The sequence below is a fragment of the Azospirillum sp. TSH58 genome, assembly GCF_003119115.1.
Lineage (GTDB): Bacteria > Pseudomonadota > Alphaproteobacteria > Azospirillales > Azospirillaceae > Azospirillum.
In genome coordinates this window covers 652,103-677,208 of the sequence record NZ_CP022363.1, presented here as the reverse complement: position 1 = coordinate 677,208, position 25,106 = coordinate 652,103, and the positions used below count along the sequence as shown (strand labels likewise).

Annotated in this window: 28 protein-coding genes; 16 read left to right on the top strand and 12 right to left on the bottom strand. The window is 68.1% G+C overall.

The annotated features are described in order from the left end of the window. Window positions 1-4: 4 nt before the first annotated feature. The 7 genes from TSH58p_RS02795 to TSH58p_RS02765 all read left to right on the top strand — a co-directional run bounded on the left by TSH58p_RS02795 (window position 5) and on the right by TSH58p_RS02765 (window position 7,599). Window positions 5-1,048: a TRAP transporter substrate-binding protein gene (locus tag TSH58p_RS02795; RefSeq protein WP_109071560.1), complete on the top strand. Its 1,044-nt coding sequence runs from the start codon at window positions 5-7 to the stop codon at window positions 1,046-1,048. 89 nt (window positions 1,049-1,137) lie between these two features. Next, window positions 1,138-2,988 (top strand): TRAP transporter large permease subunit, encoded by a 1,851-nt coding sequence (locus TSH58p_RS02790; protein ID WP_109071567.1) that lies wholly within the window; start codon window positions 1,138-1,140, stop codon window positions 2,986-2,988. Window positions 2,989-3,032: 44 nt separating this feature from the next. Then, window positions 3,033-3,572: a VOC family protein gene (locus TSH58p_RS02785; protein WP_109071561.1), complete on the top strand. Its 540-nt coding sequence runs from the start codon at window positions 3,033-3,035 to the stop codon at window positions 3,570-3,572. Window positions 3,573-3,580: 8 nt separating this feature from the next. Beyond that, entirely contained in the window at window positions 3,581-4,852 is a 1,272-nt protein-coding gene (locus tag TSH58p_RS02780; protein WP_109071562.1) for a ribulose-bisphosphate carboxylase large subunit family protein, read from the top strand. Continuing rightward, on the top strand, window positions 4,849-6,165 hold the full coding sequence (locus TSH58p_RS02775) for a four-carbon acid sugar kinase family protein (protein ID WP_109071563.1): 1,317 nt from the start codon (window positions 4,849-4,851) through the stop codon (window positions 6,163-6,165). The genes TSH58p_RS02780 and TSH58p_RS02775 overlap by 4 nt, the downstream gene beginning before the upstream one ends. A 200-nt stretch (window positions 6,166-6,365) precedes the next feature. Next, a complete protein-coding gene (locus TSH58p_RS02770; protein WP_109071564.1) occupies window positions 6,366-7,097 on the top strand; it encodes a helix-turn-helix domain-containing protein in 732 nt (243 codons plus the stop codon). 127 nt (window positions 7,098-7,224) lie between these two features. Beyond that, window positions 7,225-7,599, top strand: coding sequence for a response regulator (locus TSH58p_RS02765; RefSeq protein WP_109071565.1), 375 nt, complete (start codon window positions 7,225-7,227; stop codon window positions 7,597-7,599). Between the two features lie 10 nt (window positions 7,600-7,609). On the opposite strand, the gene TSH58p_RS02760 is transcribed toward TSH58p_RS02765, so the two are convergent. Both TSH58p_RS02760 and TSH58p_RS02755 read right to left on the bottom strand, forming a co-directional pair. Beyond that, window positions 7,610-7,792 carry a hypothetical protein gene (locus TSH58p_RS02760; protein WP_109071566.1) on the bottom strand — a complete coding sequence of 61 codons (183 nt, stop codon included), beginning with the start codon at window positions 7,790-7,792 and terminating at the stop codon, window positions 7,610-7,612. Between the two features lie 86 nt (window positions 7,793-7,878). Next, window positions 7,879-8,163: an HU family DNA-binding protein gene (locus TSH58p_RS02755; RefSeq protein ID WP_014241890.1), complete on the bottom strand. Its 285-nt coding sequence runs from the start codon at window positions 8,161-8,163 to the stop codon at window positions 7,879-7,881. Between the two features lie 177 nt (window positions 8,164-8,340). On the opposite strand from TSH58p_RS02755, the gene TSH58p_RS02750 reads away from it, so the two are divergent. The 3 genes from TSH58p_RS02750 to TSH58p_RS02740 are packed head-to-tail and all read left to right on the top strand — an operon-like array spanning window position 8,341 to window position 10,555. Continuing rightward, on the top strand, window positions 8,341-8,889 hold the full coding sequence (locus tag TSH58p_RS02750; RefSeq protein WP_109469074.1) for a sigma-70 family RNA polymerase sigma factor: 549 nt from the start codon (window positions 8,341-8,343) through the stop codon (window positions 8,887-8,889). Between the two features lie 2 nt (window positions 8,890-8,891). Beyond that, a complete protein-coding gene (locus TSH58p_RS02745) occupies window positions 8,892-9,773 on the top strand; it encodes an anti-sigma factor (RefSeq protein ID WP_109469073.1) in 882 nt (293 codons plus the stop codon). A 59-nt stretch (window positions 9,774-9,832) separates the two neighbouring features. Further along, on the top strand, window positions 9,833-10,555 hold the full coding sequence (locus tag TSH58p_RS02740) for a Bax inhibitor-1/YccA family protein (RefSeq protein WP_109469072.1): 723 nt from the start codon (window positions 9,833-9,835) through the stop codon (window positions 10,553-10,555). Between the two features lie 72 nt (window positions 10,556-10,627). Here TSH58p_RS02740 and TSH58p_RS02735 read toward each other — a convergent pair whose 3' ends face one another. Together TSH58p_RS02735 and oxlT are read right to left on the bottom strand one after the other, a co-directional pair. Beyond that, complete coding sequence (locus TSH58p_RS02735; RefSeq protein WP_109469071.1) at window positions 10,628-11,119, bottom strand: hypothetical protein; 492 nt, start codon at window positions 11,117-11,119, stop codon at window positions 10,628-10,630. A gap of 147 nt (window positions 11,120-11,266) precedes the next feature. Further along, the gene (gene oxlT / locus TSH58p_RS02730) at window positions 11,267-12,595 is read right to left on the bottom strand and encodes an oxalate/formate MFS antiporter (protein WP_109469070.1); all 1,329 of its coding nucleotides are present in this window, start codon (window positions 12,593-12,595) and stop codon (window positions 11,267-11,269) included. 786 nt (window positions 12,596-13,381) lie between these two features. Between oxlT and napE the strand changes: the two genes are divergently transcribed. Genes napE through TSH58p_RS02700 form a run of 6 tightly spaced genes read left to right on the top strand, consistent with a single transcriptional unit; the run spans window position 13,382 to window position 18,161 of the window. Further along, a complete protein-coding gene (gene napE / locus TSH58p_RS02725) occupies window positions 13,382-13,615 on the top strand; it encodes a periplasmic nitrate reductase, NapE protein (protein ID WP_109469069.1) in 234 nt (77 codons plus the stop codon). A gap of 13 nt (window positions 13,616-13,628) precedes the next feature. Further along, window positions 13,629-14,138, top strand: coding sequence for a ferredoxin-type protein NapF (gene napF, locus TSH58p_RS02720; protein WP_109469068.1), 510 nt, complete (start codon window positions 13,629-13,631; stop codon window positions 14,136-14,138). Continuing rightward, window positions 14,128-14,442, top strand: a complete 315-nt coding sequence (locus TSH58p_RS02715) for a chaperone NapD (protein ID WP_109469067.1) — start codon at window positions 14,128-14,130, stop codon at window positions 14,440-14,442. The genes napF and TSH58p_RS02715 overlap by 11 nt, the downstream gene beginning before the upstream one ends. Before the next feature lie 45 nt (window positions 14,443-14,487). Continuing rightward, on the top strand, window positions 14,488-16,980 hold the full coding sequence (napA, locus tag TSH58p_RS02710; RefSeq protein ID WP_109469066.1) for a periplasmic nitrate reductase subunit alpha: 2,493 nt from the start codon (window positions 14,488-14,490) through the stop codon (window positions 16,978-16,980). 15 nt (window positions 16,981-16,995) lie between these two features. After that, complete coding sequence (locus TSH58p_RS02705; protein ID WP_109469065.1) at window positions 16,996-17,490, top strand: nitrate reductase cytochrome c-type subunit; 495 nt, start codon at window positions 16,996-16,998, stop codon at window positions 17,488-17,490. Further along, window positions 17,487-18,161 carry a cytochrome c3 family protein gene (locus TSH58p_RS02700; RefSeq protein ID WP_109469064.1) on the top strand — a complete coding sequence of 225 codons (675 nt, stop codon included), beginning with the start codon at window positions 17,487-17,489 and terminating at the stop codon, window positions 18,159-18,161. Before TSH58p_RS02705 ends, TSH58p_RS02700 begins: the two co-directional genes overlap by 4 nt. A 204-nt stretch (window positions 18,162-18,365) precedes the next feature. Here TSH58p_RS02700 and TSH58p_RS02695 read toward each other — a convergent pair whose 3' ends face one another. The 8 genes from TSH58p_RS02695 to cyoB all read right to left on the bottom strand — a co-directional run bounded on the left by TSH58p_RS02695 (window position 18,366) and on the right by cyoB (window position 25,097). Beyond that, window positions 18,366-18,650 (bottom strand): HU family DNA-binding protein, encoded by a 285-nt coding sequence (locus TSH58p_RS02695; RefSeq protein WP_014241890.1) that lies wholly within the window; start codon window positions 18,648-18,650, stop codon window positions 18,366-18,368. 205 nt (window positions 18,651-18,855) lie between these two features. Continuing rightward, on the bottom strand, window positions 18,856-19,209 hold the full coding sequence (locus tag TSH58p_RS02690; RefSeq protein WP_094307207.1) for a hypothetical protein: 354 nt from the start codon (window positions 19,207-19,209) through the stop codon (window positions 18,856-18,858). Window positions 19,210-19,347: 138 nt separating this feature from the next. Continuing rightward, window positions 19,348-19,881, bottom strand: coding sequence for a response regulator transcription factor (locus TSH58p_RS02685; protein WP_109070869.1), 534 nt, complete (start codon window positions 19,879-19,881; stop codon window positions 19,348-19,350). After that, window positions 19,871-21,145: an ATP-binding protein gene (locus tag TSH58p_RS02680; RefSeq protein ID WP_109070870.1), complete on the bottom strand. Its 1,275-nt coding sequence runs from the start codon at window positions 21,143-21,145 to the stop codon at window positions 19,871-19,873. The genes TSH58p_RS02685 and TSH58p_RS02680 overlap by 11 nt, the downstream gene beginning before the upstream one ends. Window positions 21,146-21,328: 183 nt before the next feature. Beyond that, window positions 21,329-22,063, bottom strand: coding sequence for an SURF1 family protein (locus tag TSH58p_RS02675; RefSeq protein ID WP_199230156.1), 735 nt, complete (start codon window positions 22,061-22,063; stop codon window positions 21,329-21,331). After that, window positions 22,060-22,455, bottom strand: coding sequence for a cytochrome o ubiquinol oxidase subunit IV (gene cyoD / locus TSH58p_RS02670; protein ID WP_109070871.1), 396 nt, complete (start codon window positions 22,453-22,455; stop codon window positions 22,060-22,062). Before cyoD ends, TSH58p_RS02675 begins: the two co-directional genes overlap by 4 nt. Next, window positions 22,452-23,087, bottom strand: coding sequence for a cytochrome o ubiquinol oxidase subunit III (gene cyoC / locus TSH58p_RS02665; protein WP_109070872.1), 636 nt, complete (start codon window positions 23,085-23,087; stop codon window positions 22,452-22,454). Before cyoC ends, cyoD begins: the two co-directional genes overlap by 4 nt. Before the next feature lie 3 nt (window positions 23,088-23,090). Then, entirely contained in the window at window positions 23,091-25,097 is a 2,007-nt protein-coding gene (gene cyoB / locus TSH58p_RS02660; RefSeq protein WP_109070873.1) for a cytochrome o ubiquinol oxidase subunit I, read from the bottom strand. Between the last annotated feature and the right edge of the window lie 9 nt (window positions 25,098-25,106).

Sequence of the window (25,106 nt, the reverse complement as noted above, 5' to 3'; positions counted from 1 at the left end):
AAGCATGAACCCGCTCTCGCGCCGCACGATGCTCAAGGCGTTGGCCGCCACCCCGGCGGTCGGATTGGCCGCGGGGGCCGGCACCGCCACCCTGATCGGCGCGCCGCGCATCGCCCGCGCCGCCGAGTTCGATTTCAAGTACGGCAACAACCTGCCGCTGACCCATCCGCTGAACGTCCGCTCGCACGAGGCGGCGGAGCGCATCCGCCGCGAGACGAACGGCCGCGTCGATATCCAGATCTTCCCGAACAACCAGCTCGGCGGCGACACCGACATGCTGTCGCAGGTGCGCAGCGGCGGCATCACCTTCTTCACCCCGTCGGCGCTGGTCATCGCCACGCTGGTTCCGGTGGCCGCCATCAACGCCGTGGGCTTCGCCTTCGCCGACTACGGGCAGGTCTGGTCCGCCATGGACGGCAAGCTGGGCGAGCATGTGCGCGGCGCCATCTCCAAGGTCGGCCTGCACGCCTTCGAGAAGATGTGGGACAACGGCTTCCGCCAGATGACCAGCGGGGCCAAGCCGATCCAGTCCGCCGCCGACATGGACGGGCTGAAGATCCGCGTGCCGGTCAGCCCGCTCAGCATCGCCATGTTCAAGTCGCTGTCCGCCGCCCCGGCCAGCCTCCAGTTCTCGGAGGTCTATTCCTCGCTCCAGACGCGCATCGTCGACGCGCAAGAGAACCCGCTGCCGATCATCCAGGTCGCCAAGCTGTACGAGGTGCAGAAGTACTGCGCCCTGTCCAACCACATCTGGGACGGCTTCTGGTTCATCGCCAACGGGCGCGCGTGGCGCGGCCTGCCCCCCGACCTGCAGAAGATCGTCTCCACCGCGATCAACGACGCCGGCGTCCAGCAGCGCGAGGACATCAAGGCGCTGAACCAGTCGGTGCAGACCGACCTCCAGTCCAAGGGCCTGACCTTCAACCAGCCGTCCCCCGACAGCTTCCGCGCCAAGCTCCGCGACAGCGGCTTCTACGGCGAATGGAAGGGCCGCTTCGGCGACGAGGCCTGGGCGCTTCTGGAAGGCGCCGTCGGCAAGCTCGCCTGACGCCGGCCTGAAGAAAAGCTGTGGACAACACGGGAAGGGAGGGTGCGGCTTTGTCTCACCACGCGACGGCGCTCGACGAGGGCGGCGCCATGCCAGGGGCCGCGTCCGGCGGTTCCTGGACCGATCGGCTGGACCGCGGCCTCGCGGCGACGGTGGAGGGCGCGGCCGCCCTCATCGTTCTGGCCGAGATCGCCATCCTGCTGGCCGGGGTGACGGCGCGCTACGTCTTCCACGCGCCGCTGGTGTGGTCGGACGAGCTGGCCTCCATCCTCTTCCTGTGGCTGTCCATGCTGGGCGCCGTGGTGGCGCTGCGCCGCGGGGAGCACATGCGGATGACCGGTCTGGTCAGCCGCGTCGGTCCGACGGCGCGCACCCTGCTGGAGACGCTGGCGATCACCGCCCCCATCGCCTTCCTGGCGATGATCCTGCACCCCGCCCTGGACTACGCCATGGAGGAGCAGTTCATCGTCACCCCGGCGCTGGAGATCAGCAACGCCTGGCGCGCGGCGGCCCTGCCGACCGGGCTGGGGCTGATGGCCGTGGTCGCGCTGATCCGCCTGATGCGGATGCGCAACCTGCGGCTGACCCTGGCGGCGGTCGCCCTGACCGCGGCGGTGACCGTCGCCTTCTGGCTGGCCGGGCCGGCGCTGAAGCCGCTGGGGCAGGCCAACCTCGTCATCTTCTTCGTCGGCGTGGTCGCCGCCTGCGTGTTCGGCGGCGTTCCCATCGCCTTCTCCTTCGCGCTGGCCACCTTCGGCTATCTGGCGCTGACCACCTCGACCCCGCTGCTCGTCATGGTCGGGCGGCTGGACGAGGGCATGTCGCACCTGATCCTGCTGGCGGTGCCGCTGTTCGTCTTCCTCGGCCTGCTGATCGAGATGACCGGCATGGCCCGCGCCATGATCCAGTTCCTCGCCAGCCTGCTCGGCCATGTGCGCGGCGGCCTGTCCTACGTGCTGATCGGGGCGATGTATCTGGTGTCGGGCATTTCCGGTTCGAAGATCGCCGACATGGCGGCCATCGCGCCGGTCCTGTTCCCGGAGATGAAGAAGCGCGGCGCCCCTCCGGGCGACCTCGTGGCCCTGCTGTCGGCCACCGGCGCGCAGACCGAGACCATCCCGCCCTCCATCGTCCTCATCACCATCGGCTCGGTCACCGGCGTGTCGATCGCGGCGCTGTTCGCGGGCGGCCTGCTGCCGGCGGTGGTTCTGGGTGCCGCGCTTTGCGCCGTCGTCTGGTGGCGCTACCGGCACGAGGACCTGAGCCACATCCGCCGCCCGCCGGCCTCCGAGATCGCCCGTCTGGCCGTGGCCGCCCTGCCGGCCATCCTGCTGCCCTTCGTCATCCGCGCCGCGGTGGTGGAAGGGGTCGCGACGGCGACCGAGGTGTCGACCATCGGCATCGCCTACTCCACCCTCATGGGCCTGCTGGTCTACCGCCAGTTCGACTGGGCGCGGCTGAAGCCGATGCTGATCGAGACGGCGTCGCTGACCGGGGCGATCATCTTCATCGTCGGCTGCGCCACCGCCATGGCCTGGGGCCTGACGCAGTCCGGCTTCTCCCGCGCGCTGGCCCTGTGGATGGCCGACATCCCCGGCGGCGGCTACGGCTTCCTCGCCATCTCCATCGTCGCCTTCATCATCCTGGGCAGCGTGCTGGAGGGCATCCCCGCCATCGTCCTGTTCGGCCCGCTGCTGTTCCCCATCGCCCGCGACGCCGGGGTGCACGAGGTGCATTACGCGATGGTCGTGATCTTCGCCATGGGCATCGGCCTGTTCGCCCCGCCCTTCGGCGTCGGCTACTACGGCGCCTGCGCCATCAGCAAGGTCAGCCCGGACGAAGGTCTGAAGCACATCTGGGGCTACGTCGCCGCCCTCCTCGTGGGCCTGATCGTGGTCGCCGCCATTCCGTGGATTTCCACCGGCTTCCTTCCCTACTGAAGTCTTGCCGGTCCCCCAATAACGATAAAATCAGGAGTTCCTTCATGAGCCGATTCTTCGGCCAGATCCGACAGGCTGGCTACGTCGTCGACGACATCGAGGCCGCCATGGATTACTGGAGCCGCACCCTGGGCATCGGCCCGTGGTTCTACAACGAGCGGGTTCCGATCAGGAACTACACCTACCGCGGGGAGCGGTACGAGGTTCACAACTCGGTGGCGCTCGCCAACTCCGGCCCGCTCCAGATGGAGCTGATCCAGACCCGCAACGACGCGCCGTCGATGTACCGCGACTTCCTGAAGGCGGGCCGCACCGGCCTCCAGCACGTCGCCTACTGGACCGAGGACTACGACGCCGACCTGGAGCGGCTGACCGGCCAGGGCTTCAAGCCGGTGATGAGCGGCGAGGTCGGCGAGAAGGGCCGCTTCGTCTATTTCGACACCGAGTACCACCCCGGCACGGTGATCGAGCTGTCGGAGGTCGCCGGGCCGAAGGGCAAGATGTTCGACCTGATCCGCAACGCCTCCCTCGACTGGGACGGCCGCGATCCGGTCCGGCCCTTCCCCGACCTCAGCCGTCTGTGAGCAGCGCCATGCGGTCCGACAGCTTCGAGGCGACCTATCTGATCGAGACCCCGCTGGACCCCGCCAAGGTGGCGGAGGTCATGGCGGGGGAGCAGTCCTGCGGCACCTTCACCCGCGTCCACGGCGAGACGGACGACCTGCGCGCCCGCGCCCGCGCCGTGGTGGAGCGGGTGGAGGAGCTGGAACCCGCCGCCGCCCCCAGCCTGCCGAACAGCTGGCTGGAGCGGCAGAAGCGGCCCGGACCGTGGCGGCGCGCCCGTGTCACCATCAGCTTCCCCACCGGCAACGTCGGCGCCAACCTGCCGACGCTGGCCGCGACGGTGGCCGGCAACCTGTTCGACCTGGGCGAGGTCACCGGCCTGCGGCTCGACTCCGTCCGCCTGCCCGCCGCGTACCGCGAACAGTTCGACGCGCCGCGGCACGGCGTGGCCGGCACGCGGCGGCTGACCGGTGTGGAGCGCGGGGCGCTGGTCGGCTCCATCATCAAGCCGAACCTCGGCCTGTCGGCGGAGGAGACCGGCGAGCTGGTCGGCACGCTCTGCGCCGCCGGGCTGGACTTCATCAAGGACGACGAGATCTGCGCCGATCCGATCCACGCCCCGCTGGCCCAGCGCGTGCCGGCGGTGATGGACCGGGTCCGCCGCCACCAGGACCGCACCGGCAAGCACGTCATGGTCGCCTTCAACATCAGCGACGAGACGGACGCCATGCGCCGCCACGCCGATCTGGTGGAGCGCGAGGGCGGAAGCTGCGTGATGGTCAGCCTGAACTGGTGCGGCTTCTCCGCCGTGCAGACGCTGCGCCGGCACAGCGGGCTGGTCCTGCACGGGCACCGCAACGGCTTCGGCGCCCTGTCGCGCCACCCCAGCCTGGGCATCGGCTTCGACGCCTACCAGACGCTGTGGCGGCTGGCCGGGGTGGACCACATGCACGTCCACGGTCTCCAGGGCAAGTTCGCCCAGCCCGACGCGGAGGTCATCGACGGCGCCAAGTCCTGCCTCGCCCCGCTGGCCGAGGGCTGCGACGACGTGGTGATGCCGGCCTTCTCCTCCGGCCAGTGGGCCGGGACCGTTCCCGTCACCTGGGACGCGGTGGGGACGGACGACCTGCTGTTCATGTCCGGCGGCGGCATCATGGCCCATCCGGACGGCCCCGCCGCCGGCGTGGCGAGCATCCGTCAGGCCTGGGCCGCGGTGCGCGAGGGCGTCGCCCTGCCGGACGCCGCGGCGACCCGGCCGGAGCTGAAGCGCGCCCTGGAGTTCTTCGGAGCGGCCAAGTGACGGAGCATCCGCCGCCCCGGCCCGGCCCCCGTCTGGGCTGGTACGGGGACGACTTCACCGGGGCCACGGACACTCTGGCCACCCTGGCGAAGGCCGGGCAGCGGGCGCTGCTTCTGCTGGAGATCCCCGACGCGGAGCGGTTGGCCGGCCTCGGCCCGCTGGACGCTCTGGGGATCGCCGGGGCGTCGCGCACCATGGACCCGGAGGCCCTGCGGGCGGAGCTGGAGCCGGTGGGGCGCTTCTTCGCCGGGCTCGGCGTGGCGGTGATGCATTACAAATGCTGCTCCACCTTCGACAGCGCGCCGCGGGTCGGCAGCATCGGGGCGGCGGCGGCGGCCCTGCGGCCCTTCTTCCCCAATCCCTTCCTGCCGGTGGTCGGCGGCCAGCCGAACATCGGGCGCTACTGCCTGTTCAGCACGCTGTTCGCCGCGGCGGGCACCGGCGGGACGGTCCATCGCATCGACCGCCACCCGACCATGAAGGCCCATCCGGTGACCCCGATGACGGAGGCCGACCTGCGCCTCCATCTCGCCGCGCAGAGGCTGGAGGGGATGGGCGCCCTGCACTACCCGGATTACGGGCTGGACGCCGGGGAACTGGACGAAAAGCTGGACCGGATGGTGGCGGGCGGTGCTCCCGCCGTCCTCCTGGACATCGCCCGGGCGGAGGATCTGGCGCCCGCCGGGCGGCTGATCTGGGAGCGGGCGCGGCGCTCCCCCCTTCTGGCGGTCGGGCCGAGCGGCGTGGTCCAGGCTCTGGCCACCCAATGGGAGCGCGACGACACCGTCGGCGACGCGCCCCTGGCCCCGGCGGAGGGACCGGTCTTCGTGCTGGCCGGCAGCCTGTCGCCGGTCACGCGCAAGCAGATCGCCGCGGCCTCCTCCTTCCACCGGATGCCGACGGACGCCGGCGCCCTGTGCCACGACGACGCCTACCGCGAACGGCTGCGGAGCGAGATCGCGGGCCTCCTGGGCCAGGGCCGGAACGTGCTGGTGTGGACCGCCCCGGCGGAGGGCGAGGCGCCCGACACCGCCCAATCCGCCGCCATCGCCGACGCGACGGCGGACTTCGTCGCCTCGGTCGCCCGCAAGGTGCCGCTGCGCCGCCTGGGCATCGCCGGGGGCGACACCTCCAGCAAGGCGGTGAAGGCGCTGGGCCTGTGGGGCCTGTCCTACCGGACGGCGCTCAGCCCCGGCGTGACGGTCAGCCTGACCCACAGCGCGCACCCGCCCACCGACGGCGTCGAGCTGATGCTCAAGGGCGGACAGATGGGGTCGGAGGACCTGTTCGAACGGCTGGTGCATGGGGGGTGAAGGCCGTCTGGCCCCCGTCTGCCCCCTGCCTGCCCCTCGCCCGCCGCGCGCCCGCAATGGCCCGTAGGTAGTCTTACGTACGCAAAGCCCCTTAGGTACAAGACCGAACTGCACAGGGTACCCCGCAGCGCGTAATTTCGGCTCATCGAGCGGTTGCCCCACGGGGACGGGCCGCTTCCACGAAAGCCGAGGGGCCCGACATGCACGCTCACACCGCCATCGCCGCCCAGCCGACGCGTGTTCTGCCCGGCCATCAGGCCGCCGCGATGGCGATGCCGCGTGTCGCCCCCTCCCGTCCCGCCGCCGGCTTCGCCGCCAACGACACCGACCCCCTGGCCGCCATCGCCCAGTTCCGGGTGTTCGACCGCGAGCAGTCCATCTTCGCCGAGGGCGAGGCCGCCGACGCCGTCTTCCGCGTGGTGGACGGCATGATCCGCCTCTACAAGCTGCTGCCGGACGGCCGCCGCCAGATCATCGGCTTCCTCCAGGCCGGCGACATGGTCGGGCTGGCCTTCGCCGACCGCTACCTCTACTCGGCCGAGGCGATCACCGCCTCCACCGTCCAGCGCATCCCGCGCTGCCAGCTCGACTCCCTGCTGGACTCCCAGCCCGCCCTGGCCCGCCGGCTGCTGTCGGTCACCACCTCCGAGTTGGTGGCGGCGCAGGACCAGATGCTGCTGCTGGGCCGCAAGTCGGCGCTGGAAAAGCTGGCCAGCTTCCTGCTGGCGCTGAGCCGCCGCGCCGGTGCCGGCCGGGCCATCGCCCTGCCGATGAGCCGCTGCGACATCGCCGACCATCTCGGCCTGACCACGGAGACGGTGTCCCGCGGCTTCACCAAGCTGAAGACCTCGCGCCTGATCCGCATCCTGGACGGCGGCCGGGTCGAGCTGCTGGACGCCGACGCCCTGGCCGACCTCGCCGATTGCGCCTGAACCACTGCGCCTGAACCACTGCGCCTGATCCCCGACTTCTCGATCACCCTCCGCAATCAGGGGAAATCCATTCGGCCGGCCGCAACGTACCCCTTACTCCCTTTGCGTTGCATTGTCAGGCCGAACCATGGAGTCCGTTCCGCACATCCTCGTCGCCGAGGATGAACGCCTCGAAGCCCTGGCCCTTGCCGACACGCTGGAAGGCCAGGGGCTGCGCGTCACGCTGACCCACAACGGGTTGGAAGCCATCACCGCCCTGGAAAGCGGCCCGGCGTCGCTGCTGATGACCGACCTGCGCATGCCGGTGATGGATGGAAACGAGCTGATTCGCCGGACCCGGGCGCGGCGGCCGACCCTGCCGGTGATCGTCATGACCGCCGACAGCGGCGCCCTCTGGCACCCGGAGTCGGAGCGGCTGCGCGTCCTGCACAAGCCCTTCAGCTTCCAGGCCGCGATCGGCGCCGTCCGCGCCATGCTCGGCCACGCCCGGCCCTCCGAGTGAGAGGCGGGGTTTACTCGTCGTCCTTGGGGGCGGCGTTGCGGGGCGGCGGCTCGATCACCGGGCCGACCTTCACGCTGCGGGCGGACAGCGGCACGATGTCGCCGATCGGCATATAGGATCCATCGGCCAGTTGCTGCGCCGGCTCCCACCGTCCTTCGACCTTGATCCAGCGATAGACGCTGTTGTTGCTCATGACGTCACCAAGAAATTTGGAAAGACGAAAGGGGCGGCGTTGCCGCCGCCCCCTCATCCAATACAAGGACTGTCCTTGCGGAAGGCTTACTCGGCCTTGCCGTTGACGGCGTCCTTGAGGGCCTTGCCGGCGGAGAACTTCGGCGCCTTGGAGGCGGCGATCTTGATCTCCGCACCGGTCTGCGGGTTGCGGCCCGTGCGCTCGCCGCGCTCGGCGATCTCGAACTGGCCGAAGCCCGGCAGCTTGACCGTCTCCCCCTTGACCAGCGCGTCCTGCAGGCTCTCCAGAACCGCGTCCAGCGCCTTGCCGGCGTCGGCCTTGGTGCCGCCCAGCTTGCCGGCGATCGCGTCGATGAGATCGGCCTTCGTCATTCCCTACTCCCCTTGTTCATGGCGGAACCCCAGCATCCTCCAGGGCTCCAGGCGCTTCTGACCTACTCCGCCCCGCGTCCGCGCGCAAGCCAATCCCGTGGCGATTTTTTCCCCCGGAGCGGATTAAGCCACGGCATGATCCGTATGCCGAGTGTGAAGAACCAATCCGGGACGGTGATGAGAGACGAGCTGGGACAGCATCTGGACGTTCTGAGGCGCTACGCCCTGGTCCTGATGCGCGACCCCGATCAGGCGGAGGACCTTGTCCAGGAGGCGCTCGTCAAGGCCATCGAGGGGGCGTCGTCCTTCACGGACGGGCGCGATCTGCGCAAGTGGCTGCTCGCCATCGTCCACAACACATTCGTGGACCGCTGGCGGCGCCAGCAGGCCGAACGCCAGGCGACCGGCGAGCTCAGCTCGATGGCGGAGGAAGGCTCCCCGCCCGCGCAGTTGAGCCACGTCCATCTCGGCCAGACCATCGCGGCCCTGATGACCCTGCCGGTCGAACAGCGGGAGGCCCTGGTGCTCGTGGCGCTCGACGGCATGTCCTACCGGGACGCCGCGGAGTGCCTGGGCATCCCCGTGGGCACCCTGATGTCCCGCCTGGGCCGTGCGCGCGACGCGCTGCGGGCCAAGACGGGCGGCGGGCGCCAGCCGGCGTCGGACCAGTCCGACCGCACCTCATCAGACCGGGTCCAGCGCCCCCCGTTGCGCGTGGTGAAATGACCATGAACGAACCGATCAGCGACATCGACCTGAACGCCTATGTGGACGGCGAACTCGACGCGCAGCGCCGCATCGAGGTGGAAGCCTATCTGGAAGCCAATCCGGAGGAGGCCGCCCGCGTCATGCACGACATGCGGGTGCGCGACGAGATCCGCCTGTTCATAGCCGGTCCGGCCGTTGAGAAGGCGGAGCCGGAGCTGGCCGCGCCCGAACCGGCCGCCTCCCCCGCCCCGGCCCAGCCGGCGGTCGGCGCCGGCGCGCCGCTGCCGCGCCGCAAGCAGTGGGGCGCCCTGTGGCGCCGCCCGGCGGCGGAGCTGATGAACCGGGCGCGGGCACGGGCCGCCACCGGCTCGGGCCGCGGGCGGCGCGCCGTCGCGGCGCTCTGCCTCGTCGGTCTCGGCTGGACGGCGCACAGCGCGGTGTCGTCCCTGTCGGTCAACCCGGTGGCCACGGCCCACGCGGCCACCCACTACATCACCATCGCGGCCCAGACCCACCAGCAGGCGCTGCACAGCGGGATCGACTTCAAGCCGTTCGCCGACGCCGCCCAATCCCTGGTCAACCGGCTCGCCCCCGCCAATCCGGAAGTCGCGGTGCCGATCCCGCAGCTCGACATCGGGCAGGCCCCGGACGGGCTGCGCACGGTGGCCTGGGACGGCGGGGTCGCGGTGCAGGCGGCCTACCGCCACGGCGGGTCGCAGCTGATCACGCTGTTCGCCAGCGAGGTCGACCGCTTCGCCGTCACCGAACCCCAGGCGGAGCGGATCGGCAACGTCTCGGTCGCCTACTGGCAGGTCGGAACGACGGTCTACGCGCTGTGCGGCGAGCAGCCGGAAAAGGAAATCCTGGCCCACGCCCGCGACGCCCGCATGGCGTGGTTCTGAAGCAGACGCACGAACGACAAGCATCTGAACGACAAGCATCCGAAGGACATGGTGAGACGATGAGCGGACCCTTCTACGGCAACCAATTCGGCAGCGCGGCGCCGGCCTACGGCGCGGCGTTCGACGAGGGCCTGCGCAAGCACATGCTGCGGGTCTACAACTTCATGATGCTCGGCCTGGGCGTGACGGGGCTTGTGGCGCTGTTCGTGGCGAGCACGCCGGCGCTGTACGTTCCGATCTTCACGACCCCGCTGAAGTGGGTGGTGATGCTGGCGCCGCTGGCCTTCATCATGGTGCTGTCCTTCCGCTTCCACGCGATGTCGGCGAGCGCGCTGCAGGGGCTGTTCTGGGCCTTCTGCGCGGTGATGGGCGTGTCGATGGCGTCGATCTTCCTGGTCTTCACCGGGGCCAGCGTGGCGCGGGTGTTCTTCATCACCGCGGCGATGTTCGCGGCGATGAGCCTGTGGGGCTACACCACCAAGGCCGACCTGTCGAAGATGGGCTCGTTCCTGATGATGGGCCTGATCGGCATCGTCATCGCCAGCCTGGTCAACATCTTCGTCGGCTCCAGCGCGCTGCAGTTCGCCATCTCGGTGATCGGCGTGGTGATCTTCACCGGCCTGACCGCCTACGACACCCAGCGCATCAAGGAAGAGTACGCCGAGGGCTACGGGCACGAGGGCAACACCAAGCTCGCCGTCATGGGCGCCCTCTCGCTCTACCTCAACTTCATCAACCTCTTCCAGATGCTCCTCCAGCTCATGGGCAACCGCGAGGAGTAAGGCGGCGCTTCCATCCGGCGCAACGCCTGCCGAAAAGGGCCGGCCGCTTCCAGCGGCCGGCCCTTTTCCTTTTTACGGCCTGCCGGTTCCCGGAGCGGCGTCGGGCTTGGGCGGATACTCCACCGACACGATGTGCAGGGAGTTGTTCGGGAAGGAGCAGGCCGCCTCCGGAGCCGCCTGGGAGGCCGGATCGAAGGCGTAGGGACGGGGGGAGCGGCCGGCCACACCTCCAGCACCAGCCCCGGCCGTGGCCCCGGCCGCCGCCGTCTGCACGCCCGGTCCGGTCACCCGCGACGTCCAGGGCGCTCCGGTGAAGACGCCCGGCGTCGATTCCTCCGCCCACAGCCACAGCACGCGGGTGCCCATCGGCTGCGGCTGCGTGAAGGAGTGCAGAACCCGCTCGCAGGTCTCCCGGTCCATGTTGTGGATCGCCCGTTCGACCACCGTGTTCTCCGTCCGGGGCGTCCATCGCGACAGCAGCAGCGAGCCGAGGGCCACGCTGACCGCCACCCCGCCCAGCGAACAGGCGACCACCAGCCGGAAGCTGCCGTCGTCCTTTGCCATTCCCTGCCCCCGCTGTCGCTTGCCCATACCCCCCTCCGCCGCCGACATGCCTTACCACACCCCCGCCCCGCTCCGCGAGGCCGCCCGGAACGCCGAAAAGGGGACCACGCGCGTGGTCCCCTTCCGGTCGGTCCGCTGAAGCGGAGGTTACGGGCTGGCCGCCGCCGTGACCGGACCCCTGCCCTGCTGGGCGGCGAGTTCGGCGTTGCGGGCATGGTGCTTGCGCAGCATGGGCCGCAGGACGGTGATGGCGCAGACCGCCGCGAACAGATCCATCGTCGCGCAGATGTAGAGCACGGTCGCCCAGGTGCCGGTGGCTTCCATCAGCAGGTTGCCCAGCGGGACCAGGAGGGCCGCGATGCCCTTGGCGCAGTAGAGCACGCCGTAGATCTTCGCCGCATGCTTGGTGCCGAAGGTGTCCGCCGAGGTCGCGCTGAACAGGCTGTACACTTCGCCCCAGGCCAGGAACACCATGCCCGACAGGATCAGGAACATGATCGGGTCGTGGCCGAAGCGGCTGAGCATCAGGATGCCGATGCCTTCGAAGGTGAAGGCGATGAACATCGTCGCTTCACGGCCGATGTGGTCGGAGATGAAGCCGAACAGCGGGCGGGAGATGCCGTTCATCACGCGGTCGAGCATCAGCGCGAAGGGCAGAGCCGCCATGGTGATGCCGAACAGGCTGATCGGGGCTTCCTTCACGCCCAGATCGTGGGCGATCACGCCGAGCTGGGCCACCGCCATCAGACCGCCGGACACGGTGCAGATGAACATGACCATCATGACCCAGAAGACCGGCGTCTGCAGCGCTTCCTTCAGCGTGTAGTCGCGGCGGGACTGCAGGACCTTGGTCGAGGCCTTCACCTGATCCTTCTGCGGGGCGCGCAGGAAGTAGGCGGCGATGATGATGATCGTGCCCTGCAGCAGGCCGAACCAGAAGAAGGCCGCCTGGTAGCCCGAGGAGTGGATCATGTTGGCGATCGGCAGGATCGTCAGGGCCGAACCGGCGCCGTAGCCGCCCGCGGTCAGGCCGACGGCGAGGCCGCGCTTGTCCGGGAACCACTTGATGGCGCTGTTGACGCAGGTGGCGTAGACGCAGCCGACGCCGACGCCGCCGATGGCCGAACCGACATAGAGCATGCCGAGCGAGCCGGCGTAGCTGTCGATGATCCAGGAGAGGCCGGTCATCACGCCGCCGAAGGCGACGATGACGCGGGGGCCGTAGCGGTCGATGAAGTAGCCTTCGATGGGGGTCAGCCAGGTCTGGACGACGACGAAGACGGTGAAGGCGGTCTGGATCGAGGCGCGGGTCCAGCCATGGGTGGCCTGGATTTCCGGCACGAACAGCGTCCAGGCATACTGGATGTTGGCCGCGGCCACCATACAGACGATGCCGACGACGATCTGCATCCAACGCGCGCCTTCGGAAACGGGCGCCTGCGAGCCGCCAGGCGGTGCAGCGATGGACTGACTCATTACTCTTCCTCCCCAATGCGGTGATCGAACACTCAACTCAGCCGGGCGGGGCCGATGGTTGTTGTCGCATTGCCTTTCTTTGGGGCTTGCGTGCCCTTCGCATCTTGGCAGGAGCACCACCGCCACCGTTGGGAGAGGCTTGGTGTTCCGCATTCCGTACTTGGTATACCACACAATCAGCGGAACACAACATCCGTTTCAGGAATCACAGCACAATTAATCCCCTCTGTCGCAACTATCGTCGCAGATATGCCCTACGTAAATCCGATACCTGGGAGCAAAACTTTCGTACTATGACTTCGAAAAAACGAAAAAAAGGCCGCGCCAAAGCAGGCGCGGCCTCTGATTGAGTTCGCTTCACTTACGATCACAACAGTGGAGAAGCCGTTACACCAAAAACGGCTGTTCCAATCTTACAGAACTTCAGATCATCAGCAACCTCATAGTCGATCTAATCTGCATGTTCCGTACGAATCGGAAATAAACAATCCGGAGACCCAAATCACACCAAGGCCGTCCGACCTCCTTATCCCCTCTTCACTCAGTTTACGATCCCGCGGGCCGCTTAATCCCGAGGCCCCTCAAAAAAATGTTCGCTGCGCGAATCATCCGCCTGAAACGCCATTCCAGAGGCCATCCCGGAGGCCATAACCGCGGCGCACCGGCGCGCTGCCCGTCGCGCGCTCGGCCACATGGAACAGAAGCAACGCTCAACCTGTTGTTGGGGTGTCCGACCGTCTCTCAGGCTGTCGGCAACGCCATTGCCCGCCAAAAACGGGAGCCGCCATGAACCGCCGCCTTTCCCCGGACCCGTCACCGGACCCAGCCCGCTTCCCGTCGCGCGCCGGTGCCAATCCGCCCCTGCCCGATCCCGGCGCCAAGCGGCGTGAGATCGCCATGTTCCTGATTCTGGCGGTGGTGATCTGGCCGATCCTGTCCGTCGCCGTCGTGGGCGGCTACGGCTTCCTGGTCTGGATGTCGCAACTCATCATGGGTCCGCCCGGTCCGCCCCCGGTCTGAGGGGTGCGGCGCCATGGCCGATGAGTCGGTCGATCTGGGACGGCGAGGCTTTCTCCGCGGACGGCGACGCGCCGAGCCCGCGCCGTTGCGCCCGCCCTGGTCCCGGACAAAGCAATTCACCGACCTGTGCACGCGCTGCGGCGCCTGCGCCGACGCCTGCCCGGAGTCCATCATCCGCCGGGGGGACGGCGGGTTCCCCGAGATCGACTTCCGGCGGGGCGAGTGCAGCTTCTGCGCGGCCTGTGCCGAATCCTGCCCCGAGCCGGTCTTCGACCGCGCCGCCCGCCCCTGGACCCTGATCGCGCGGATCGCCCCGTCCTGCCTCGCCATGAACCGCGTCGTCTGCCGGAGCTGCCGCGACGCCTGCCCGGAAGCGGCCATCCGCTTCGCCCTGGCGCCGGGCGGCGTCGCGGTCCCCACGGTGGAGGACGGCGCCTGCACCGGTTGCGGCGCCTGTGTGGCCGCCTGCCCCGCCGACGCCGTCACCTTGCAACCCGGACCGGAGACCGCCCATGCCCCCTGACATCCAAGACCGGCCGGACGAAGCGCCGGCGGAATGGCACATCGCCTCCATCCTCGTCCATCTGCGGCCCGAGCGCAGCCCCGACGTGCGGGCCGCCGTCGCCGCGCTGGGCGATGTGGAGGTCCATGCGGAGGAGCGGGGCCGGATGGTGGTGACCGTCGAAGGCCCCCACGAGGGCCGCATCGCCGACCGCATGACCGCGATCCACCTGATGCCCGGCGTGATGTCGGCGGTCATGGTCTTCCACCACGCCGAGCCGATGGCGGCCCGGACCGCGGAGGAGGCCGCTACGGCGCGGCGCTGACGCGTCCGAATTTCACATTCGTCAAGAAATAAGGGGGAGGAACCCATGCTTGACCGGCGGGATTTCATCAAGGCGCAGGCGGTCGCGGCCGCCGCGACGGCGGGGGGCATCAGCCTGCCCGCCATGGCCCAGCGATCCATGGTGGCGGGCGAGGACGCCCAGCTCACCTGGTCCAAGGCGCCCTGCCGCTTCTGCGGCACCGGATGCAGCGTCATGGTCGCCACCAAGGACAACCGCGTCGTCGCCACCCACGGCGACATGCAGTCGGAGGTCAACCGCGGCCTGAATTGCGTGAAGGGCTATTTCCTGTCCAAGATCATGTACGGGCAGGACCGGCTGACCCAGCCGCTGCTGCGCATGCGCGACGGCAAATACCACAAGGACGGGGAATTCCGCCCGGTCTCCTGGGACGAGGCCTTCGATGAGATGGCCCGCCAGTGGAAGCGGGTGCTGAAGGAGAAGGGGCCGGACGCCGTCGGCATGTTCGGGTCCGGCCAATGGACGATCTGGGAGGGCTACGCCGCGTCCAAGCTGATGCGCGCCGGCTTCCGCACCAACAACCTCGACCCCAACGCCCGCCACTGCATGGCGTCGGCCGCCGTGGCCTTCATCCGCACCTTCGGCATGGATGAGCCGATGGGCTGCTACGACGATTTCGAGCACGCCGACGCCTTCGTGCTCTGGGGCTCCAACATGGCGGAGATGCACCCCATCCTGTGGACGCGCATCACCGACCGGCGGCTGGCCCACAACCACGTGAAGGTGGCCGTCCTCTCGACCTTCGAGCACCGCAGCTTCGAACTGGCCGACGTGCCCATGATCTTCGAGCCGGGAACCGACCTGGCCATCCTGAACTGCATCGCCAACCACATCATCCAGACCGGGCGCGTGAACAAGGAGTTCATCGAGAAGCATTGCAGCTTCCGCCTGGGGCAGAAGGACATCGGCTACGGCCTGCGCCCCGAAAGCGTGCTGGAGGTGCGCGCGGCGAACGCCAAGGACCCGACCGATTCCAAGCCCATGAGCTTCGACGAATTCGCCCAATTCGTCAGCGAGTACACGCTGGAGAAGACGGCGGAGCTGAGCAAGGTCCCGAAGGAGCGGCTGCTCGCGCTGGCCGAGATGTACGCCGATCCGAAGGTCAAGGTCATGTCGCTGTGGACCATGGGGTTCAACCAGCATGTCCGCGGCGTGTGGGTGAACCACATGGTCTACAACATCCACCTGCTGACCGGAAAAATCTCGGAACCGGGGAACAGCCCCTTCTCGCTGACCGGCCAGCCCTCGGCCTGCGGCACGGCGCGCGAGGTCGGCACCTTCGCCCACCGCCTGCCCGCCGACATGCAGGTGACCAACCCGACCCACCGCTCCCACGTGGAAGAGGGCTGGAAGATCCCCAAGGGCCTGCTGCCCGGCAAGATCGGCTACCACGCCGTCCTGCAGGACCGGATGCTGAAGGACGGGAAGCTCAACGCCTACTGGATCATGGTCAACAACAACCTCCAGGCGGCGCCCAACAGCGACAACGAGACCTATCCCGGCTACCGCAACCCGGAGAACTTCATCGTCGTGTCGGACGCCTACCCGACGGTGACCGCCGCCGCCGCCGACCTGATCCTGCCCGCCGCCATGTGGGTTGAGAAGGAGGGCGCCTACGGCAACGCGGAACGGCGGACCCATTTCTGGCACCAGCTCGTCAACGCGCCGGGGGAGGCGCGGTCGGACCTCTGGCAGCTCATGGAATTCTCCAAGCGCTTCACCACCGACGAGGTGTGGCCGAAGGAGATCCTCGACGCCAACCCCGACTTCCGCGGCAAGACCCTGTTCGACGTGCTGTTCCGCAACGGCAATGTCGACCGCTTCCCGGTGTCGGAGCTGAACCCCGCCTACGAGAACCCGGAGTCGAAGGAATTCGGCTTCTACGTGCAGAAGGGCCTGTTCGAGGAGTACGCCGCCTTCGGGCGCGGCCACGGCCACGATCTGGCGCCCTTCGACACCTATCACGAGGTCCGCGGGCTGCGCTGGCCGGTGGTCGAGGGCAAGGAGACGAAGTGGCGCTACCGGGAGAGGCTCGACCCCTACGTCCCGAAGGGCGAGGGGGTGCGCTTCTACGGGAACCCGGACGGCAAGGCCAACCTGTTCGCCTTCCCCTACGAACCCCCGGCGGAATCGCCGGACAAGGACTTCGACCTGTGGCTGGTCACCGGCCGCGTGCTGGAGCACTGGCACTCCGGCTCCATGACCATGCGGGTGCCGGAACTCTACAAGGCCATGCCGATGGCGCTGGTCTACATGCACCCGGACGACGCGCAGGCGCGGGGGCTGCGCCGTGGGTCGGAGGTCAAGGTGATGTCGCGCCGCGGCGAGATGCGCACCCGGGTCGAGACGCGCGGGCGCAACCGGCCGCCGCGCGGGGTCGTCTTCGTGCCCTGGTTCGATTCGGCACGCCTCATCAACAAATGCACGCTCGACGCCACCGACCCGATCAGCAAGCAGACGGACTTCAAGAAGTGCGCCGTCAAGATCGTGGCCGTCTGAGGGAGGACCGCAACCATGCGCCGTCATCTCATGCTCGCGCTGGCCGCGGCCCTGCCCTGCCTCGTGCCGGCACTGCTCGCCGCCCAGGGAACCGGTCAGGGAACCGGTCAGGTCAGGGAGCCTTTCCGCCCGCCGATCCAGTTCACCGACGAGGACCCGGCCCCGCCGATCCCCGCCGACGTCACCGACGACCGGCGGGTCGCCCGCAACTATCCGGAGCAGCCGCCGGTCATCCCGCACAACATCCGCGATTACCAGATCAGCCTGAACAACAACCAGTGCCTGACCTGCCACAGCCGCCAGTTCACCGGGGCCACCCAGGCGCCGATGATCAGCATCACCCACTATGTGGACCGCGAGGGGCAGACCCTGGGCGCGGTCAGCCCGCGCCGCTATTTCTGCACGCAGTGCCACGTTCCCCAGACCATGGCCCAGCCCATCGTCCCGAACACCTTCAAGGACATGGACAGCCTCATCAGCCGCCCGTCGGACGGGGGTGACCGGCGATGAAGCTGCCCGACTATCTGCTGCGGCCCTGGCGGATCATCGCGGGGCCGAGCCGCTACCTCAGCCTCGGCTTCCTGACGCTGGGCGGGTTCCTGGCCGGCGTGATGTTCTGGGGCGGCTTCAACACCGCGCTGGAGGTCACCAACACCGAGAAGTTCTGCACGAGTTGCCACGAGATGCGGGACAACGTGTTCGAGGAGTTGAAGACCACCATCCACTTCACCAACCGCTCCGGCGTGCGGGCGACCTGCCCGGATTGCCACGTCCCCCACAACTGGACCGACAAGATCGCCCGCAAGATGCAGGCCTCGAAGGAGGTCTGGGGCAAGATCTTCGGCACGATCAACACGCGCGACAAGTTCCTGGAGAAGCGGCGCGAGCTGGCCGAGCATGAATGGGCGCGGCTGAAGGCCAACAACTCCCTGGAATGCCGCAACTGCCACAGCGCGGAGTCGATGGACATCACCAAGCAGGGGGCGCGGGCGGCGCGCATCCATCAGCAATATCTGTTCAGCGGTCAGCGGACCTGCATCGACTGCCACAAGGGCATCGCCCACCGCCTGCCGAACATGGACGGCGTCCCGCCCGGCTGGAGCGAGGCGTCAACCGAAACGGACGACCCGCTCGGCCGCTGGCTGGCCGACGCCACGCCGGGGCCGGCGAACCCGCATTGAACACAATGGAATTCCCTCTCCCTCCGGGGAGAGGGTCAGGGTGAGGGGGTGCGCGTGGCGGTGTGTCCGGCACAGGCACGTCCTCCTCACCCGCCCGCTTCACGGGCAACCTTTCCTCCCCGCCTTCAGCGGACCAAAGGCCCGCCTGTCACGTCAGCGCAAGCACGCTGTCTGCGCGTGAGCGGAGGGGAGAAGGCAGGCGACTTACTCGGCCTTGCCGTTGACGGCGTCCTTGAGGGCCTTGCCGGCGGAGAACTTCGGCGCCTTGGAGGCGGCGATCTTGATCTCCGCGCCGGTCTGCGGGTTGCGGCCCGTGCGCTCGCCGCGCTCGGCGATCTCGAACTGGCCGAAGCCCGGCAGCTTGACCGTCTCCCCCTTGACCAGCGCGTCCTGCAGGCTCTCCAGAACCGCGTCCAGCGCCTTGCCGGCGTCGGCCTTCGTGCCGCCCAGCTTGCCGGCGATCGCGTCGATGAGATCGGCCTTCGTCATTCCCAAATTCCCCTTGTTCGTGGCGGAACCCCAGCATGTTCCAGGGCTCCAGGCGCCTCTGACCTACCCTGACGGGCGTCCGCGCGCAAGATGCTCCCGACCGGATTCGACCGGGCGCGACGCTGTGACCCGCAAAAATTCGGCGATTCCCGCCCTTCCGGCGGATTCGACTATGCCGAACAGGCGAGCCCTCCCCCGACCGACGTCAGTTGACCAGAGCGGCCTTGACCAGCACGGCGGCGCTTTCCGTGGTGTCGCGCTTGTCCAGCTTCTTGGCGACCTCCTCGATCTCGGCCACCGGCATGACGCGGCGGGCCTGCTTGGCCGCGGTGACGAGACGGCGCTGCGCGAGACGGACCTGATCGCCCAGCTCGGTCAGAGTCTGGTAAGCCTTGCGGCGGGCCTGGGTGTCGATGCTGCCGCTCGTCTCGGTCGCGCGTTCGGTCGCAGCAGCCAGATCCTTGCACGACTGGAGATACGTGGAGATGGCGTCCGTCAGAAGACGGCGGGCCTCGGTCCGCGGATCGGCGGGGCTGCTGCTCGACGTGGAAAGAGACACTTCACACTGCTCCTTGCTGCTGCGTATGACACACGACTGTAACAGGCCGTGAAAAATGGGCGGACTGGCCGCCATTGTCCAGCGGCCATGCGCATCCTTTGACCGACTGGACAGGAGAAAGCGGATTTAGGGCACCTTTCAGGGCACCTGCTTCTTCTCCAGCTTGCGGGCCAGGGTGCGGCGGTGCATCCCCAGGCGGCGGGCGGTTTCGGAGATGTTGAAGCCGGTTTCCGCCAGGGTTTCGTGGATGCGCTCCCACTCCAGCGTCTTCAGCGAGGTCGCCCGCGCCCCCAGCGCGATGGAGGGGTCGCCCTCCGTCCGCTCGAAGGCCGCCTCGATGTCGTCGGTGTTCGACGGCTTGGCGAGGTAATGGCAGGCGCCCAGCTTGATCGCCTCGACCGCCGTGGCGATGCTGGCGAAGCCGGTCAGGACGACGATCCGCGTCTCCGGGTCGCTGGCGTGCAGCTCCCGCACGCATTCCAGGCCGGAGCCGTTGCCCAGCTTCAGGTCCACCACCGCGTAGGCGAAGGGCACCGTCTCCAGAAGCGCCCGCAGCCCGTCCAGGCTGTCGCACCAGTAGACCCGGTAGCCCCGGCGCTCGAAGGAGCGGCGCAGGACCTTGGCGAAGGCGGCGTCGTCCTCCACCAGCACGAGGGAACGGTCAGTCTCCATGGCTCTCTCCCGCGGACAGGGCGGCGAGCGGCAGGGTCATGGTGACGGAGGCGCCGCCGCCGGGGCGGTTGCGCGCGGCGACCGAGCCGCCCAGCTTGCGCACCACGTTGACCACCAGGAAGAGGCCTAGCCCGCCGCCGGGCCGCCCCTTGCTCGACCGGTAGGGTTTGCCGAATTCCGCCAGCATCCGCTCCTCGAAGCCGGGGCCGGCGTCGTTGACGGTGAGGACGAGGCTGTCCCCCTGCCGCCCGGCGGCGATGCCGACCCAGCCGGGAGACACCTCCAGCGCGTTGTCCAGGACGTTGAAGATCACCTGCTTCAGCGCGAGGTCGGAGATGATCCGCTCCCGCGAGCGGACGCTGTTGTCGTAGTCGACGCAGGCCGGGGACCGGCTGGACTTCCACTCCTCCACCAGATCGTCCAGGAAGGCGGTCACGGTGGTGCGCAGCGTCCCCTCCCCCCGCGCCTCGCCGGAGGACAGCAGGATGCCGGACACGATGGTCTTGCAGCGGTCGATCTGGTTCTGCATCTCGGCGATGTCCTCGGCCATGTCGGGGTCGCCCTTGACCACGGGCATCCGCCGCCAGTCGTTCACGATCACCGACAGGGTGGCGAGCGGCGTCCCCAGCTCGTGCGCGGCGCCGGAAGCCAGCAGGCCGAGGCGCACGATGTGGTCCTCCTCCATGGAGCGCTGGCGCAGGTCGGCCAGATGGGCATCGCGGGCGCGCAGGTTGCGGGTGATCTGGGTGATGAAGGGGACGATCAGGCTGGCCGTCAGCACGAAGCACAGGAACATGCCCTGGATGTGCAGCCCCAACAGAAGCCCCTCCAGCCCCGGCGGCAGGGCCAGCGGGCGGTAGGCGCCGATCAGCAGCGTGAAGCAGGCCGTGGCGACCAGCACCAGCGCCCAGGCCGACCACGCCTCCAGCAGCACCGCCCCCAGCGTGATCTGGAGCAGGTAGAGCGAAATGAAGGGATTGGACGCGCCGCCGCTGAGGTAGAGCTGCACCGTCAGGGCCGACACGTCGATCAGCAGTTCCAGGAAGAGCTGGGTGTTCGACACCGAGGTCTGGCGGCGCAGATGCAGGACGCTGGCGATGTTCAGCGCGACCAGGAACAGGATCACCGCGCCCATCTGATCGAGCGGCAGGGTGATGCCCATCTGGTAGTGCACGATCAGAATCGTCACCACCTGCCCGGCGACGGCGAGCCAGCGCAACTGCACCAGCAGGAACAGGTTCTTCTTGTCGGTGGTGTCGCGCACGGAAAACGTCTGGCCCTTCGCCGGCTTCCTTCGGTCCCCACTTATATGGGCACGAAGCCCCGGCTTGGCAGCCTTGCCACGGAATCCGGGTGCCTTTGATAGCACAAAAAAGCCGGGTGGAAGAGTCGGCAAGATGCCTGCTTCCAACCGGCGAAAAACCATGAAGAAAAAGAGTTTATTTCTTCAACCCCGGCGGCGCCTTTCACTGCGCACGACATAGAAGGCCGCGGCGATCAGCATGAGATCCAGGGCGAACCAGGTCAGCGCATACACGAGGTGGTTGTTCCGGAACTTCAGAACGGTCAGCCCACCGACCGGAAAGCCACCCTGCGGGCTGGCCTCGGCGTCGATGAAATAGGGGGCCGTCTCCGCCACGCCGCGGGCCGCGGCGATGGCCGCCACGTCGCGCGAGTACCAGCGGTCCTGCGCGGGATCGTTGGAGCGCAGGAAACCGCCGCCCGGCTCCGTCACCCGCAGCAGGCCGGTGACGGTGGTGTCCGTGTCGATCAGCCCGTCCGGGCGGCTGTCCGTGCTGCGCCGCTCGGGCGGCACGAAGCCCCGGTTGACCAGCACGGTGAAGCCCCGGTCGGTGCGCAACGGGGTGAGCACCCAGAAGCCGCCGCCCCGCTCGGTCACCGCCTGGACCAGCGTTTCCTTGTCGTTGAGGAAGCGGCCGGTGACGGATACCCGCCGGTACTCCTGGGAGGCGGCGGTGACGGCCGGCCAGTCCTCCGGGCCGGGGGCGGGAACGGGCGCGGCCTGCGCCCGCTCCTCCACCCGCTGGATCAGGTCCAGCTTCCAGAACAGCCGCTCGACCTGCCAGACGCCGAGCGACGTGAAGACGGCGACGCCCGCCAGCACCAGGACGCCGAGAAGGATCAGCCCCCGGCGCGGACGGTGGGTCGCCGTGCCGGTCACGGCAACTGGCTCGGGTCGTGGATCGGCATCATGTTGGTGTTCAGGTGGTACATCACCCATAGCGAACCGGCCAGCATGATGACCACGACGATGATCGTGAAGATCAGCGACAGCATGGTCCACCCGCCTTCCGCACGTCCGTTCATGTGCAGGAAGAAGATCATGTGGACGACGACCTGGACGGCGGCCAGGGCCATGATCGCGATCGCGGTCATGTTCTTGTCCAGGATCGTCCCGTCCATGACCAGCCAGAAGGGAATGACCGTCAGGATCACCGACAGGACGAAGCCGATCAGGTAGCTGCCGAGCGTCCCGTGGGCGCCCTCATGCTCGCCGTGACCGTGGTGGTCGGCCCCGTGATGGCCGGCGTGATGTTCGGCGTGAGAACTCATCGCAGCATTCCCATCAGATAGACGAAGGTGAAGACGCCGATCCAGATGACGTCCAGGAAGTGCCAGAACAGGCTGAGGCACATCAGGCGCCGGCGGTTGGCCGGGATCAGGCCGCGCTTGTTGACCTGCACCATCAGCGTCACCAGCCAGACGAGGCCGAAGGTGACGTGCAGGCCGTGGGTGCCGACCAGCGTGAAGAAGGACGACAGGAAGGCGCTGCGCTGCGGGGTCGCCCCGATGTGGATCAGGTGGGCGAACTCGTACAGCTCGATCGCCAGGAAGGCGGCGCCGAACAGGCCGGTCACCGCCAGCCACAGCTGGGTCTGCGACACCCGCCCCTTCTCCATCGCCAGCATGGCGAAGCCATAGGTGATGGAGGAGAACAGCAGCATGGCGGTGTTCAGCGCCACCAGCGGCAGGTCGAACAGGTCCTTGGGCGCGGGCCCGGCGGCGTAGTTGGCGCCGAGCACGCCGTAGGTCGCGAACAGCACCGCGAAGATGAGGCAGTCGCTCATCAGGTAGATCCAGAAGCCCAGCATGGTGCTGGAGCCTTCGGGGTGCGCGTGCTCCTCGACGACGTGGAAGGTCGGAGCCTGGCTGCGGCTCCGCTCGGCTGTCAGGGTCGTGCTCATGCTTTACACCTGCCCGGAGAGGAGACGGGTCCGCTCGTTCTCGGTCCGCACCACCACGTCCGCCGGGATGTGGAAGTCGCGGTGATAGTTGAAGGTGTGGTGGATGGCGGCCGCCAGCAGGGCGACGAAGCTCACCGCCGCCAGCCACCAGATGTACCAGACCAGGGCGAAGCCGAGGACCACGCTGATCCCGGCCAGGATCACGCCGGTGCCGCTGTTGCTCGGCATGTGGATCGCCTTGAAGCCGCCCAGCGGACGCTTGTAGCCGCGCTTCTTCATGTCCCACCACGCGTCGTTGTCGTGGATCATCGGCGTGAAGGCGAAGTTGTAGTCCGGCGGCGGCGACGAGGTCGCCCATTCCAGCGTGCGGCCATCCCACGGATCGCCCGTGCGGTCGACCAGCTCACGGCGCTTCCAGACGCTGACGGCGATCTGGACGAGGAAGGCGCCGATGCCCGCCGCGATCAGAACGGCGCCGAAGGCGGCGATCTGGAACCAGATCTGGAGCGACGGGTCCTCGAACACGCGCAGGCGGCGGGTGACGCCCATCAGGCCCAGGACGTAGAGCGGCGTGAAGGCGACCCAGAAGCCGATCACCCAGCACCAGAAGGAGACCTTGCCCCAGAAGGGATCGAGGCGGAAGCCGAAGGCCTTGGGCCACCAGTAGTAGATGCCGGCGAACAGGCCGAACAGCACGCCGCCGATGATGACGTTGTGGAAGTGGGCGATCAGGAACAGGCTGTTGTGCAGGACGAAGTCCGCCGGCGGAACGGCCAGCAGCACGCCCGTCATGCCGCCGATCACGAAGGTCAGCATGAAGGCGACGGTCCACATCATCGGCAGTTCGAACCGGATGCGGCCGCGGTACATGGTGAACAGCCAGTTGAAGATCTTCGCACCCGTCGGGATCGAGATGATCATCGTCGTGATGCCGAAGAACGAGTTCACGCTGGCGCCCGACCCCATGGTGAAGAAGTGGTGCAGCCACACCAGGTAGGACAGGATCGTGATGACCACCGTCGCGTAGACCATGGAGGTGTAGCCGAACAGCTTCTTGCCCGAGAAGGTCGAGGTGACTTCGGAGAAGATGCCGAAGACCGGCAGGATCAGGATGTAGACTTCCGGGTGGCCCCAGATCCAGATCAGGTTCACGTACATCATCGGGCTGCCGCCGAGATCGTTCGTGAAGAAGTTCGTGCCGACATAGCGGTCCAGCGACAGCAGGACCAGCGTGGCGGTCAGGATCGGGAAGGAGGCGACGATCAGCACGTTGGTGCAGAGCGACGTCCAGGTGAAGACCGGCATCTTCATCATGGTCATGCCGGGGGCGCGCATCTTGACGATCGTGCAGATCAGGTTGATGCCGGACAATGTTGTTCCGACACCGGCGATCTGCAACGCCCAGATGTAGTAGTCGACGCCCGTCTCAGGGCTGTAGGCGATGTTGGACAGCGGCGGATAGGCCAGCCAGCCGGTGCGCGCGAACTCGCCGACGAACAGCGAGACCATGATCAGCACCGCACCGCCCACCGTCATCCAGAAGCTGAAGTTGTTCAGGAACGGGAAGGACACGTCGCGGGCGCCGATCTGCAGCGGCACCACGTAGTTCATCAGGCCCGTGACGAAGGGCATCGCCACGAAGAAGATCATGATGACGCCGTGGGCGGTGAAGATCTGGTCGTAATGGTGCGCGTTGAGGTAGCCCTCGCTGCCGCCGAAGGCGATGGCCTGCTGGAGGCGCATCATGATCGCGTCGGCGAAGCCGCGCAGCAGCATGATCAGGCCCAGCACCATGTACATGATGCCGATGCGCTTGTGGTCGACGGTGGTGAACCACTCCTTCCAGAGATAGCCCCACAACCGGAAATAGCTCAGCGCCGCGACGAGCGCGATGCCGCCCAGCACGACCGCGACGAAGGTCGCGACCACGATGGGCTCGTGATAGGGGAAGGACTCCAGGGTCAGACGCCCGAAGAGCGGGTGGGTGGCGACGGTCGATGTGTCGATCATGGCGGTGGG